Here is a 14,494-nt window from a genome sequence, read left to right as displayed (position 1 = left end):
CAAGGATAAAAAATTGTTTTGGTAACAATCTTACGTCCCATATTCATCTTTGTTTTTTTGTTGTTATAATAATAGTAAGTTGTTTATATAAGAACCTCAATGGTAAGTTAGTGTGATTGGAGGGTAAAATATTGTCTTTGACTTATAGGGGGAAACAGGTAAAGGATTATGGAACGTATGGTTTTCGTTTTCAAGATATGCTCCCTAACGATGTGGCAAACATTTTCTCGCTTGGCCGAGAAGAGAAAATGCCCGGTGCAGATTATGATTGGGATGGGTTAAAGCGAAAAGATGTCGGCACACATGTGTTTCAATATACTCTGTCAGGATCGGGAAGGCTTGATATAGCGGATAAAAGTTATACAGTAAGGGCAGGGGAAGCATTCATTGTCGAGATTCCTAGCGATCATCGCTATTACTTTCCAAAGGATAGTGATGGATGGGAGTTTATGTTTATTACATTAGTGGGTCGAGAAGCCGCTGATTGCTGGAGGTTTATGGAAGAACAGAACGGACCTGTCCTGAAAGTGCCTCCGGATTCAAAGCTGGTCCAGCTTATGCTGAAAATCTATCAAGACACCTATGATCAAAAAATTACCGATACATATTACGCTTCTGCTAAAGCTTATGAGTTTATTATGGAGTGTTACCGTTTCATCAGGAATATTGAAAAAGCAACGAACGGTTTCTCTCTTCAGATTACTAAAGCTTTATCCTTTATCCAAACGCATTATCATGAACCGATTACACTCGACGAAATAGCAGCCGTATCCGGTTTCTCGAGATATTATTTTATTAAGCAGTTTCAACACCAACTAAATATGACACCTGTGCAATACCTTACCAAAATCAGGATTCAAAAAGCGGCAGAGCTTCTGCGTTCAACGAGCGACTCTGTTACAGACATTGCCGCCCAGGTAGGGTATGCAAATGCCAACTATTTCAACAAAGTATTCCGCAAAACGGTTGGTGTATCCGCCGGGACGTTTCGTAATAGTAAGGACGTAGTTGGAATTGATCATTTGATCATTGATTAAGCTTGTGGAAACTTAAATGATTGGTAGAAAAAGGAGTAATAATGGCACATGAATAGGAGAATAACCATGAATTTTTAAAAGATTAGCAGGTTAATAACACATTATATTCTATGTATTATTAACCTGCATTTTTTGTCTTAGTAGTATCGACTTTAATATGAATTTACACTGGATCGTTATTTATCTATTAGATGGTGTCTTTCTCTGAATTGCATAGGAGTAATTCCACATATTTTTTTAAAAACTCTTGTAAAATAACTTTGATCGTTAAATTGTAATAATGCAGCTATTTCTGATATTGAATTTTTACTGTAAATGAGCATTTTTTTTGCTTCGTCAATTCTAGTTTGCTGAATATAATCACTGACAGAAATGCCCGTCTCACGTTTAAATAATATAGACAAGTACTTTGGGCTCAGGTCAACCTTTTGGGCTATATCATCATGGTTAATCTGTTGATAAATATGCTTATAAATATAGTCTTTACAAAAAATGATAGTTTTGGAATAGTTTTCATCTTTTATTTGTTTTACATTCTTGGTAAATGTAGAAAGAACTTCTCTTGCTACTCCCTTAACTTCCTCTAATCGATACATTTCCTCTAAGTTTTGAATAAAACTATCATGTAAGGAATAAGCTAAATCTTCATTTAATCCTCCTTCGATAGCTGCCCGTGATACTAAAGTAATGAGGGAAATAATATGATTTTTTAATGAACGAATATAGCTTGATTTTGATAATACACTTACAGCCTCTTCATCCATCCTTAGCAAAGAAACTTTTTTTAATTCTTCCGGCCTTCCCTCTCTTACCATTTGTAAGATTTTCTTCTCAAATAAACTGTCACGATGAATGACATTGGATTTCAGATTTTCAGAAACGTTAACGTGCACTTTTTCAATTATATTGTTTGGATTAGTTGATGCGGAACTCTCATTCATTACAGAATTTGGAGAAATGAGTTCGTTATTGAAAAGGTGATGGACAAATATACAGATACTTTTTTGTTTCTCAGATTCTATAAGAGGCAAAGACTTGTAATAATGAATTACTTTTTCGCGTTGAAAAAACGCATTTGTATCATTGATTATGACATCAATCTTTTCTTCAGATAATGGAAAGGAAAGAATGGGTCCGATTATTACTGTTCCTTCGAAAACCTCATTATTCACCACACTAATTAAGATGTATTTGTCAAAATACAATGATTTCCTGATAACAGGAAAGTGGAAATCCTTTCCGAATTGATAATTCAAATGTTTAAAGAAGTGGTCTTTTTCGTTAGCTAATAAAGGATTCAAAACTTGATGATTTAAATCTTCATATATTACATTTCCTTTTGGGTCAATGAAGAAAATCGATAAATTTAAAATATCTACAAGTAGTTTGCATTTATTTTTAATATTTTCGGTGTTAGCGTTCAAATGTATCATCCTCAATAAAAGACATAATTCCGTTCTATCAACTCTTAAGACAAAGTTATTAAATTTGAATTTTAATAAATTTCTAAAACTTTATACTTATATTAAAAAAAAAAGTACCAGAATGCAATAAAGGTTATTGAAATTGGTTTATTCTATATTTGAAAGTGCTTCCAACTTCAAGAGTCTTAATTACTTAGTACACTAAACTAATTTAATGGTTTGGGTTATCAATATATTTAATAGATCCCAAACAAGGCAGGGAGGGGTGTAAAACTATCATAAAAATTTGAGCAATAGACTGTGATTAAATATAGGGTCAGAGGGGAGGACCAGTTATTAAGAAGAGAATGCTAGTTTTATTTTTCGTAATATTTTGAAAACTAAAATCGTTTTGTTAATTAGGGGGATAGAAATATGTCAAATGTTGAAATGAATAGTGGTCAAACATACAATACAGCAAAGCTATGGCAAATTGCCTTATTTACTTTAAATAACAGCTCTACGAATCTTCACATGCTTATTCTAACCTTTGTTACTTATTACGCAACAGGAATTGCTGGACTTGCTGTTATGGTGGTAAGTTCGCTATTAATGGCAGCGCGGTTATTCGACGGCATCATCGATCCCGCGATTGGCTATATTATTGATAAAACAGAGGGGAAATTTGGAAAGTATACACCTTTGATTGTAATAGGAAACATTATTTCTGCAGGCAGCATTCTTGTGATTTACAGTGTCACTCACCAATTGCCAGAATCAATGCAGTTTCTGTTCTTTACCGCTATGTTAATTATCAATAAAATTGGCTATTCCCTACAAACTAGCGTTACGAAAGCTGCCCAAACGGTTTTAACCAATAGCCCAAAACAGCGGCCGTTGTATTCGATTTTTGATGGAGTCTTTAATGCAGTATTTTTTACTGGTGGTCATCTTTACGTTTCAGCTTATCTCGTTAAAAAACATGGTGGGTTTACTCTTTCTGTATTTACAGAATTAAGTTTTTATGGACTTATTCTTTCAGCAGTATTAGCAATATTGGCAATTGTAGGTATCTGGTCAAAAGATAAAAAAGAGTATTATGGTTTGGGAGAAGAGGGGACAAAAACCACTTTACGTGAATATTGGGGTGTTGTTAAAGGAAATAGACCGTTGCAAATGCTTTCGATTTCCGCGGCTTTTGACAAACTGGGATTAACTATTTTTAGCTATTCTGTCGTCGGTGTTATGTTGTACGGTATTTTATTAGGAGATTATTCTTTAAGCGGTAAAATAGGCCTTATAACGTTAGTACCTGGAATATTAATTACCTTTGCAGCAGTCGGAATTGCTAGAAAGACCGGTTTAAGGAAATCATATATTATGTCAGCATGGATAGGGGTGCTATCTTACCTGGGATTAATGGCTTTATTCTTGTTAATCGATGATCCTACATCTATTTCACTCAAGAACGTCGGGGCATCAACAATCTTATTCCTAGTTTTAATGGCATTAGCCAGTGGTTTTTCAAGGATACCAACAACGCTTGTTATTCCAATGATTGCAGATGTTTCTGACTATGAAACACATAAATCCGGACGTTATGTACCAGGTATGATGGGCACAATTTTCTCGTTTATTGATCAGCTTGTTTCATCGTTAGCTCCAACAATCGTTGGTGTCATCGTTGGTATCATAGGCTACAAAGAAAAATTCCCTGAAGTTGGCGAAGTGTTAACTACACCTTTGTACGTTGTAACATTATTACTAGCATTCGGTTTACCTGCTCTTTGTTTATTGGTATCCATTACTACAATGAAGTTTTATAAACTGAATGCAGAGAAAATGGAAGAAATTCAAAAGGGGATCTCTAAAATAAAAGCAAGTTCAAAAAAAGGAAATATAGAAATATATGAAAAACTGAATTAAACCCCAGCTGGACTAAAAATCGATTAAGGACAATATATAAACAGTGCTCCTTAATCGGTCTCCATGTCTTAAAAGATTAAAATTCAAATGGTAGATTCATAGATATTATTACAATGTCAATAAAAAAAGTACTAAACTACAATATTTGATGGTGTTTAAGGATTAACATAATAGGTAGGTTAAGTTAATTGGAGGGGTTCCATGGGGAAGTTTGATGGCAAGGTAGTTTTAATTACTGGTGGTGCAAGAGGCATGGGGGCGGCTCACGCTCAAGCATTTGTTAAAGAAGGTGCAAAAGTTGCAATTTCCGATATTTTAGTAGAAGAAGGAGAAAAATTAGCTGCGGAACTTGGTGAACAAGTGAAGTTTTATCAACATGATGTAACCAATCAGGCAGAATGGGAAGCAGTCGTTGATGATATTGAGAATACATTTGGCCCAATCCATGTATTAGTTAACAATGCAGGTATTGTTTTAATGAAATCTATACTAGATATGTTGGAGGAAGAATATCGTAAAGTCATTGATATAAATCAGGTTTCCGTATTTCTAGGAATGAAAAGTGTGTTACCTTCAATGCTAAAAACAAAAGACGGTTCCATTATCAATATTTCATCCTTAGCTGGTTTCCGAGGCTCAAGTCACGGCTCCGTAGCTTATTCAGCTTCTAAGTTTGCCCTTCGTGGTATGACAAAAGCAGTAGCTCTAGAAATGGCCAGGGAAGGTATCAGAGTAAATACGGTTCATCCGGGTCTTATTTTAACCCCTATGACTGTACAGAAAGGTGCAGAAGAGATTATAGAACATCTTTCCAAAGAAATTCCAATGCAACGTGCAGCACAACCGGAAGAAGTAACAAAGCTTGTTATGTTCTTAGCCTCTTCAGACTCCAGTTTCTCAACGGGGTCAGAATATATCTTGGATGGAGGACAATTAGCGAAACTGTAATATGTGACAGCCTTAACAGAATTAATAACTATGATAATCGAAAAGTGATGAAAGATTTAGGAGGAGTTAGGATGAGAAAAACAATACTTATTAATGAAAATTGGAAATTTGTAAAGGAAAATGTTGGAGCCGCGGAAGTATTTACAGCACCAGGTGAAAAAGTTAATATTCCTCACACATGGAATGCCATTGATGGACAAGATGGAGGGAATGATTATTACAGGGGAACCTGCTGGTATGGGAAGACTTTTTCTAAACCAGAATTAAATAATGGTGATCAGGTATATCTGGAATTTAGAGGTGCAAACTCTACAGCAGAAGTTTGGGTGAATAATCATAAATTATGTACACATGATGGAGGTTATTCTACTTTTAGAATAAACATAACAGACGCCTTGAAAGAAGAAAACGAGCTGGTAGTTTCTGTTGATAATGGGCCTAATGATAGGGTATACCCGCAGATGGCGGATTTCACGTTTTATGGTGGGATATATCGGGATGTATACATGGTAATCGTGCCTAACAGCCATTTTGATATGGATTATTTTGGAGGGAATGGACTTCAAATAACTTCCGAGGTAAATGAGAAAACTGCAGTTGTAGCTTTAAAATCATTTGTTTCAGGTGAAGCTGAAGTTGTTCGTTATACAATCGAAGGTGTAGGAAGTATAGAAGTACCTGTTAAAGATGGAGTTGCTTCTGGTAGTATGATAGTTTCAGAAGTTCACTTATGGGATGGAGTAGAGGATCCGTATTTATATCTAGCAAAAGCAGAACTTATCAAAAATGGTCACGTAATTGATCAGGTTGATAGCCGTTTTGGCTGCAGAACTTTTTCGTTTGACAAGGATAAAGGATTTTTCTTAAATGGCAGGTCATTTCCTCTTAGAGGTGTATCTCGTCACCAAGATAGAATCGGTGTTGGAAACGCTATTACGAAAGAAATGATGCAAGAGGATATGGAACTGATAAAGGAAATAGGTGCAAATACTATACGTCTCGCACATTATCAACATGACCAGTACTTTTATGACTTATGCGACGAATATGGAATGATCGTTTGGGCTGAAATACCTTACATTACTGAACACATGCCAAATGGCAGAGAGAATACAATTAGTCAAATGAAAGAATTAATCGCACAGAATTTTAATCATCCGTCTATTATTTGCTGGGGATTATCGAATGAGATTTCCGTTACAGGTGTAACAGATGATCTAATGGAGAATCATAAGATATTAAATGATTTGGCACATAAATTGGACCATACTAGACCAACCACTATGGCTCATGCTTTTATGCTTGAAATTGATGAACCTTTGGTATTTTTACCTGATGTTATGTCCTACAATCTTTATTATGGATGGTACTTAGGGGACGTGACTGATAATGATGTATTTTTTGATGACTTCCATAAAAAATATCCAGATAAAATTATTGGTTTAGCTGAGTACGGCGCAGATGCTAATCCTAGATTACAATCTGCAATGCCTGAGAAAGGAGATTATACGGAACAATACCAGTGTGTATATCATGAGCATTTGATAAAAATGAGTGCAGAACGTCCTTATCTTTGGTCGACTCATGTATGGAATATGTTTGACTTTGCAGCAGACGGTCGTGATGAGGGCGGCAAGAACGGAATAAATCAAAAGGGACTTGTTACTTTTGATAGAAAATATAAGAAAGATGCATTCTATCTCTATAAGGCAAATTGGAGTAAAGAACCCTTTGTACATTTATGTGGAAGAAATTATATAGAGCGTCATGAAGAAGAAACTGAAGTTAAGGTCTATTCAAATTATGATACTGTTGAACTTTATAATAACGGAGAGCTTGTAGAAAAGCAAAGTGGTGAAAAAGTATTTAAATTCAAACTGAAACTACAGGGTAACCATAGAATTGAAGTAAAAGCAGGTAATTGTTCAGATGAGATCACCATATGTAAAGTGCAAGAACCAAATAAGGCTTATCAGTTAGAGGGAAGAGAAGTTATTAATTGGTTTGATGAGCCAGACATGAATTGTCCAGAAGGCTATTATTCTATTAAGGATGTCATGGCAGATATACGGAAATCCCCTGAAGCAGCCAAAATTTTAGATGATATGATATTTTATGCAAAGTCCAAGCGTGGAGACGTCGCAAAAAAAGTAAAACAATCAAAATCCATGGCAAAAGCTATGAATGCCATGACTGTTGAAGCTCTGATTAAGCAAGCAGGTGGATCTATTCCGAAGTCAATGGTTGTTGAGGTCAACAAATCTTTAAATCGAGTCAAGAAAGTAAACGATATAGTTGTTGAGCTAAAAGAAGAAAACTTTTCAATTTAATATATTTCCTTTTCTTAACTGTTTAAATTTATTTACTATGGTTTGAGATAGATATCCATTAGAATAGGAGGTAATTTTTATGGAAATTGCTGTTCCTGCTCATATGAAGAAAATCAATAAAAGCGTAATCTTAGCTAATATTATAAAACATGGAATGATTTCGAGGGTAGATTTAGCTAATATCACCAAGTTAACGAAGGCCACTATATCAACACAAGTATCACATTTAATTGAGGAAGGTTTACTCATTGAGACCCATCAGGAGTATTACAATGTTGGGAGAAAGCCAATCATGCTTTCTCTCAATTACCATGCTGGTTATGCAATAGGAATTGATTTGGACTATCGGGATATTACATTTACTGTATCTGATTTAATAGGAAAACCAGTTCATTCCGATAAAGTAGAGTTAGGATACTCGAACTATGATGAAGTTCTTCAAATCTTAATAAGCCAAATTAATAAATATAAGGAAACATATTCTCAAAGTCGTTATGGAATTGTCGGTGTGGTTATTGGAATCCATGGAACTGTAAAGAATGATGAAACCATAGGTTTTGTTCCACAGCATAAATGGCATAATATGGACCTAAAGGGAGACCTTGAGCAACATTTAGATTTGGCAGTATCTATAGAAAATAATGCAAACTTATGTGCATTTGCAGAAAAAGTATTCAGTTGCCATACTAGTGAGAATTTAATCAGTATTAATATGTATTCTGGAATAGGTCTAGGCGTCTTGATGAATGGTGAATTGGTAAAAGGGTATCTTGGATACACAGGAGAGATTGGTCACATGATTATCAATCCTGATGGCAAACCTTGTAATTGTGGGAATTCTGGTTGTTGGGAGCTTTATGCTTCTGAAGGCAGCTTCTTTAAACAATTAACGGAAAAACTTGATCAATCAAAATTGGACTATAGGGATGTCAAAAATTTTATTAAAGCTAAAGACCCAGTAGTCATGCATGAAATCGATGAGTTTATTAAGTATATCGTAGTCGGTTTAAATAATATCATTAATTTGCTAAACCCTGAGACGTTGGTATTAAATAGCGAACTATTGAAACTTTTTCCTGAAGCAGAAAGTAAAATTAAATTGAATTTAACCTCCTCGATTAGTAGTTATAAAGAGATATTATTATCCAAACTTGGAACAAATGCATGCGTCATGGGTGCCTGTGCACTAGCTATAAAGAAATTTTTAGAAATCCCTGAGTTAAGCTTACCTGTTGCTTAAAAAATATGATATTAAATTAACCCGACAAATTCCTGTCGGGTTTTTTTAAAAACTAGTTGACCTTTGAATTGTGTGTCATGTATTATGTATGCATAATACAAAATTCAGAATTTTCATAAGTATCATGAAAGAAGGTGGAGAAGTTATGAAAGGAGTAAGTTTAAAACCAATTAAGAAAGAGATAACAACACAAGATAAGGTTTATAAGCAAATTAAAAAGGCGATTCTTTTTGGCGGTATGTCCTCAGACCAAATATTTACAGAGGTTCAATTGGCAGAAACGTTAAATACTTCAAGAACGCCAGTAAGAGCTGCTCTGCAAGATTTAGTAAAAGAAGGGTTACTCGTTTTAATTCCACGAAAAGGAGTAACAGTAAGAGAAATTACACCTGAAGAACAAAATGAAATTTTTTTACTTCGTAGTTCGATTGAAACACAAGTGGTGAAAAAACTAACAGAGGTAATTACCTCTCCTGATCAGCTAAAGGTCTTAAGACTAATTGTTGAGCAGCAGGAGGAAGCATTACACAATGATGATGCTATCAGGTTTATTGAACTGGACCATGAATTTCATCTTTCTCTAACAAGATTGGCAAACTTTGGCATCATAGAAGAAGTATTACAAAATCTCCATAATCTAACTCAGCTCATGGGACTTAAAGCGGTCAGCAAAAAAGGAAGAATGAAAAACGTAATTAAAGAACACAGCGAGATTATCCAGGCTATAGAAATGGGAAATGCAGAGCTTGCTTCAGCCGAAGTTTTAAATCATTTAAATAATACAAAAGAAACTTTAACTTATTTAGAGAACTCCTAATTTCTAGGGCTTTCCCTAGAAATAGGGTTTTTAATAAAACAAAGAAAGGGCGAAAAACATGAAAACGGTAGAATCTGCCTTGAGCCAAGAAATGGAAGAATTGCTTCAAGGGCAAACCTTGGTCTTTTGCCATACATACAGCAAAAGCTTAGGCAAAGTTATTTCCACGGCGTTGTCCTGGGTGTTTGCCATCGATAGTAAGACCGTTCGCTTTGCAGTAGACTGGAAATCAAAAATTGTGGAAGCCGTCCAAGATCAAAGTGAGATTACATTATGTTTTGTCGGTGGTGAAAGCGTTTACTCCTTGTCGGGTCCTTCAAAAGTCAGAGTGGAGAAAACAAACGATATGACCTTAAAGATGGCAATTATTGAAATCGAGGTAGAGGACTTCCGAGATATTACTTTTTATGGAGCACAGATTAGCCAGCAGCCAAAGTTTATCAAGACCTACAAAGAATCACTGATCAAAAAGCTAGATAACGAAGTAAAAGAAGCTGTTTTTAATCTATAAATCTATTAATAGAGAGGAAGATTCATAGTGGTTAGAACAGGTAAAGAATATTTAGAGTCGATTAGGGATAATAGAAGTATCTATATTGGAGGAAAAAGAGTAGACGATGTAACGACACATCCGGCTTTCAAGGGTATCACCCAAACCATTGCTAACCTTTATGATATTGCTTCAGATGAAAAGAATAAAATGATCTATAAAACAGAAGACGGAACGCTAGCAAATAAGATTTACATGATTCCAAAAAGCAGGGATGATTTAAGGGACCGCCGTGAGGCGATTAAAACGTGGTCTGATTCTACATATGGATTTGTGGGACGGTCTCCGGACCATGTTGCCTCCTTTTTTGCAGGGTTCGCAAGCTCTCCTGAGACATTTGAACGGGGACTTCCAGAATTGAAAGATAATGCAGTGAATTTTTATAGATTTGCTAGAGATAATGATTTATATCTATCTTATGTTATTATCCCTCCACAAATTGATCGCAGCAAAGCATCCCATGAACAAGAGGAAAAATTCCTGGCTACTGGAGTTTATGAAGAAAGAGAAGATGGAATTGTCATCAGAGGCTCGCAAATGCTCGGAACAGGTGCCGCAGTGTCCAATTATTTGTTTGTAAGCTGTATCACACCGCTTCGCCCGGGAGATGAAACGTATGCTGTGTCTTTTGTGGTGCCAATGGGTGCCCCAGGATTAAAGTTGTATCCGCGCCATAGCTATGCGGTTGATAAGCCGAGCACATTTGATTATCCGCTCTCTACTCGATTTGATGAGAGTGATGCGCTAGTGGTCTTTGAGGATGTTTTTATTCCGTGGGAGCATGTGTTTATCTATAAAGATATTGATCTTGTACGGGCACAATTCCACGAAACTCCAGCCCATAAATTAGGAAATAGCCAGGCACAAACCAGATTTACCAGCAAGTTAAAATTTGTGATAGGGTTGGCGAAGAAAATCGCGGCTGCCAATGGAATCGATAAAATACCAGCCGTTCAGGAAAAATTAGCTGAACTTGCCTCGCTTGCTGCGACAGCGGAAGGAATGCTCCTTGCTTCCGAGTATGAGTGTACGATTGACAAAAATGGTACCGCGGTTCCAAATTCGCGTTTCTTATATGGGATAATGGCAATGCAAGGTGAGCTGTATCCGAAAGTGATTGCGATTTTTAGAGAACTAGTTGGCGGCGGGGTTCTGCAGGTACCATCATCGTTCGAAGACCTGTTAAACCCAGAGACTAAGCCTGATATGGAAAGGTATATTCGTTCTGCGACTGTAAATTATGAAGAAAAGGTTCAATTATTCAAGCTTGCCTGGGATGTGATCGGTAGTGAGTTTGGCGGCCGTCACCAGCAATATGAAATGTTTTATGCCGGTGCCCCATTTGTTGCAAAAGGTTATTGCTATCGAAACTATGGTTATCAAGAAGCAGAAGCTTTGGCTGAGAAGTGCTTAAATAGTTATAGCATTCCAAAAGAATTAGTTTAAATTTCTTTTAAAAGGAGGGGTAATGAAGTGAAAGTTGGTTCGATTCAACTAGAAATTAAAGACCAAGAATCTAAACAAGAACGTATTCAAAAAGTAAAAAACATGTTAATCGAGATGAAAGGTTATGACTTAATCATATTGCCAGAAATTTGGGCAACGGGATATTTTGCTTTTGACCGTTACGTGGAGGAAGCAGAAGAAATTGATGGTCCATTTGTTCAGGAATTTTCGCAAATGGCCAAATCTTTACAAGTTCACCTTTTTGCCGGAAGCTTTGTGGAAAAGGCGGGAGAGGACTACTTTAATACTAGTATCTTTATTAGTCCAGAAGGAGAGGTCATCGGAAGTTATCGGAAGATTCATCTGTTCCGATATGGTTCCCAGGAAGGGAAATTGCTTACCCGTGGATCAGAGATTACGGTGGTTGAGACACCTTTTGGAAAAGTAGGATTATCGACGTGCTATGACCTGCGATTCCCGGAGCTTTATCGTAAGCAAGTGGACCTTGGTGCCGAGATTTTATTAGTCACTTCCGCTTGGCCCCATCAGCGACTTGAACACTGGAAGCTGTTTAATGTAGCTAGAGCACTTGAAAATCAATGTTTTCTCGTATCCAGTAACTGTGTTGGAAAAACTCAGGGCGTTTTATTAGGAGGGCATAGCCAGGTTGTCGATCCATGGGGCACTGTGATTGCACAGGCTGGTGAAAAAGAGACCATCTTGACGGCCGAAATTGATTTGCAGGAGATCAGCGTCATTCGTGAAGACTTCCCGCAATTAAAACATCGGGTGTTATAAGGAGTGTTAGGACCAATGAATTTTAATGTGAATGGAAAAGAAATCAGCTGGGAACCGCAGAACTTTCTTATTGCGGGTTACACGGCAAAAGATCAGGCTGCACTAAAAGCGCATATTGAAGAGTTAGAAAAAATAGGAGTGGCTGCTCCTAAGGCTGTACCCATGATCTATCAACTATCCCCGGAATTGCTCAGTACAGAAAAAGTTGTCTCTACCGTTCGGAACGATGGCAGCGGTGAAGCAGAGGTGGTTTTACTTCATATCGAAGGGGAATGGTATGTGGGGATTGGAAGTGACCATACGGATCGCGTGTTGGAAGCAACATCGGTACAAAAATCAAAACAAGTCTGTGCCAAGCCGATTTCAAAAGAGTTATGGCCATTAAGCAGTATTGAAAATCATTGGGATGAGGTTGAATTGAACAGCTGGTATTCCGTTAATGGGGAAGAACATTTATATCAATCTGGAAAGCTGTCAGCTTTTTTATCGCCGAAGGAGCTTCTAGAAATTGTGGAAGCCCGCGGTTACAGCGCTTCTGAAACAGCCTTATTTTGCGGTACTCTTCCGATTCTATCAAATGAATTTCTATTCGGAGAGGAATTTCGAGCAGAATTATACGACACTCGCAATGATAGGAAACTAGAATTATCGTATCAAACAAAAATTTTAATCGATTCTGAGGTGGTTTAAGATGGGTAAAAGAGAGTTAGAATTCACAGATTATACCAATTTTGAAGTGGAACATTTTCCGGTAAAGGGTCTATCGCAAAGGGTGATTGCACAAATTCCAGGTAGTCCGGTAGCGACTCGTATTCTTCAGTTTGAGCCTGGTACAGATACTTCTCCAAATGGTGTGCAACTTCATGATTTTTGGGAAGAGTTGTATATTATTGAAGGATCGATTATTGATCTGGAATTGGATGAAGAGTTTAAAGCTGGTGCTGTCGCTTGTCGTCCTCCAGGGATGAAACATGGTCCATGGATCTCGCCAAATGGTTGTAAGATATTTGAAGTGCGCTATTATGCCAAAGGCCAATAAGGGTGAAAAGGAGCTATATCTTTATCAAGCTAGAAATAGGGTATAGCTTTTAAGGGATTTTTTTTATCTTTTTTGTGTATACACAATACACAGTACAGTATTCAAAGAAGTTGAAAGCTGGAAACTTAACGAAATGGGGAAGGTGAAGCAACTTGGATATTGAATACATGACTCACTCACTGGATGCTGCGTTTAAAATGAATGAACCACATGTCATGGCATTAGGCTTTTTTGATGGTGTTCATCTCGGTCATCAATCCTTACTACAGCAGGCGAGGTTAATTGCAAAAGAGATGGGATTGAAGTTTACCGTGATGACCTTTGATCCGCATCCAGATGAGATCATTAAACGTGAGACCGATCGGAGATATATTACTCCACTGGAATCGAAGCTTGAGAGAATCTCTGCCTTAGGTGCAGACAAAGTTTTTGTCATGAATTTCAATCTTCCATTTGCTTCTCTTCCAGCTGATGATTTTATCAAGAACTATATTGTTGGACTTCATGCGAAACACGTTGTCGTAGGCTTCGACTTCTCCTTTGGCTATAAAGCCAAGGGGGATGTCGATTACTTACGTCAATATAGTAATGGTGGTTTATTTGAAGTAACCGTTATTTCTAAAAAAACAAGAAATCATCAAAAGGTCAGTTCCACACTGATTCGAAAATTGATTCGTGACGGCGATGTTCATCTAATCCCGAATTATTTAGGAAAGCCCTATGAAATTCGTGGACATTTAGAAGGAACTTTAATGAAAGCGCTTCAGGATCGTAAATATATCATGCCGAAACCCGGCCTTTATCAAGTGGAGATCCTTTCAGAGACGAATAGGACCATGGGACTTCTCAGATGTGGAGTAGAGAGCTGCCAGCTAAGCGGCTGTAGTTGGGTCTCGTCAGGGGAAATTACGGTTAAATTCTTAGATCAATCAGGTTTGAGAAGGACAGCGACAGTATAAA

General features: G+C 36.9%; 13 protein-coding genes. 12 read left to right on the top strand and 1 reads right to left on the bottom strand.

Annotated elements, in window-relative coordinates; translation table 11 throughout:
• Window positions 1-131 precede the first annotated feature (131 nt).
• The gene (locus tag F4694_RS22825) at window positions 132-1,037 is read left to right on the top strand and encodes an AraC family transcriptional regulator (protein ID WP_257029352.1); all 906 of its coding nucleotides are present in this window, start codon (window positions 132-134) and stop codon (window positions 1,035-1,037) included.
• 176 nt (window positions 1,038-1,213) lie between these two features.
• Here the strand turns inward: F4694_RS22825 and F4694_RS22820 are convergent, their stop codons facing one another.
• Window positions 1,214-2,461: a helix-turn-helix domain-containing protein gene (locus F4694_RS22820; protein WP_179602202.1), complete on the bottom strand. Its 1,248-nt coding sequence runs from the start codon at window positions 2,459-2,461 to the stop codon at window positions 1,214-1,216.
• Window positions 2,462-2,875: 414 nt separating this feature from the next.
• Between F4694_RS22820 and F4694_RS22815 the strand changes: the two genes are divergently transcribed.
• The 11 genes from F4694_RS22815 to F4694_RS22765 all read left to right on the top strand — a co-directional run bounded on the left by F4694_RS22815 (window position 2,876) and on the right by F4694_RS22765 (window position 14,493).
• A complete protein-coding gene (locus F4694_RS22815) occupies window positions 2,876-4,366 on the top strand; it encodes an MFS transporter (protein WP_179602200.1) in 1,491 nt (496 codons plus the stop codon).
• A 201-nt stretch (window positions 4,367-4,567) separates the two neighbouring features.
• A complete protein-coding gene (locus F4694_RS22810) occupies window positions 4,568-5,314 on the top strand; it encodes an SDR family NAD(P)-dependent oxidoreductase (protein WP_179602198.1) in 747 nt (248 codons plus the stop codon).
• A 71-nt stretch (window positions 5,315-5,385) separates the two neighbouring features.
• Window positions 5,386-7,644, top strand: coding sequence for a glycoside hydrolase family 2 protein (locus tag F4694_RS22805; protein WP_179602196.1), 2,259 nt, complete (start codon window positions 5,386-5,388; stop codon window positions 7,642-7,644).
• Window positions 7,645-7,723: 79 nt separating this feature from the next.
• On the top strand, window positions 7,724-8,884 hold the full coding sequence (locus F4694_RS22800) for an ROK family transcriptional regulator (protein ID WP_179602194.1): 1,161 nt from the start codon (window positions 7,724-7,726) through the stop codon (window positions 8,882-8,884).
• Window positions 8,885-9,008: 124 nt separating this feature from the next.
• Entirely contained in the window at window positions 9,009-9,701 is a 693-nt protein-coding gene (locus F4694_RS22795; protein ID WP_218895802.1) for a GntR family transcriptional regulator, read from the top strand.
• Window positions 9,702-9,759: 58 nt separating this feature from the next.
• Entirely contained in the window at window positions 9,760-10,212 is a 453-nt protein-coding gene (locus F4694_RS22790) for a PNPOx family protein (RefSeq protein WP_179602189.1), read from the top strand.
• Window positions 10,213-10,239: 27 nt separating this feature from the next.
• Window positions 10,240-11,697, top strand: coding sequence for a 4-hydroxyphenylacetate 3-hydroxylase family protein (locus F4694_RS22785; protein WP_179602187.1), 1,458 nt, complete (start codon window positions 10,240-10,242; stop codon window positions 11,695-11,697).
• 27 nt (window positions 11,698-11,724) lie between these two features.
• A complete protein-coding gene (locus F4694_RS22780; protein WP_179602185.1) occupies window positions 11,725-12,495 on the top strand; it encodes a carbon-nitrogen family hydrolase in 771 nt (256 codons plus the stop codon).
• A 15-nt stretch (window positions 12,496-12,510) separates the two neighbouring features.
• Window positions 12,511-13,185 (top strand): DUF2848 family protein, encoded by a 675-nt coding sequence (locus F4694_RS22775; protein ID WP_179602183.1) that lies wholly within the window; start codon window positions 12,511-12,513, stop codon window positions 13,183-13,185.
• A 1-nt stretch (window position 13,186) separates the two neighbouring features.
• Window positions 13,187-13,534 carry a cupin domain-containing protein gene (locus tag F4694_RS22770; protein ID WP_179602181.1) on the top strand — a complete coding sequence of 116 codons (348 nt, stop codon included), beginning with the start codon at window positions 13,187-13,189 and terminating at the stop codon, window positions 13,532-13,534.
• A 152-nt stretch (window positions 13,535-13,686) separates the two neighbouring features.
• Window positions 13,687-14,493: an FAD synthetase family protein gene (locus F4694_RS22765; protein ID WP_179602179.1), complete on the top strand. Its 807-nt coding sequence runs from the start codon at window positions 13,687-13,689 to the stop codon at window positions 14,491-14,493.
• The last annotated feature ends 1 nt before the right edge of the window (window position 14,494 follow it).

Source organism: Neobacillus driksii (genome assembly GCF_013409995.1).
Classification (GTDB): Bacteria; Bacillota; Bacilli; order Bacillales; family Cytobacillaceae; genus Neobacillus; species Neobacillus driksii.
This window is presented reverse-complemented; position numbering and strand designations above follow the sequence as displayed.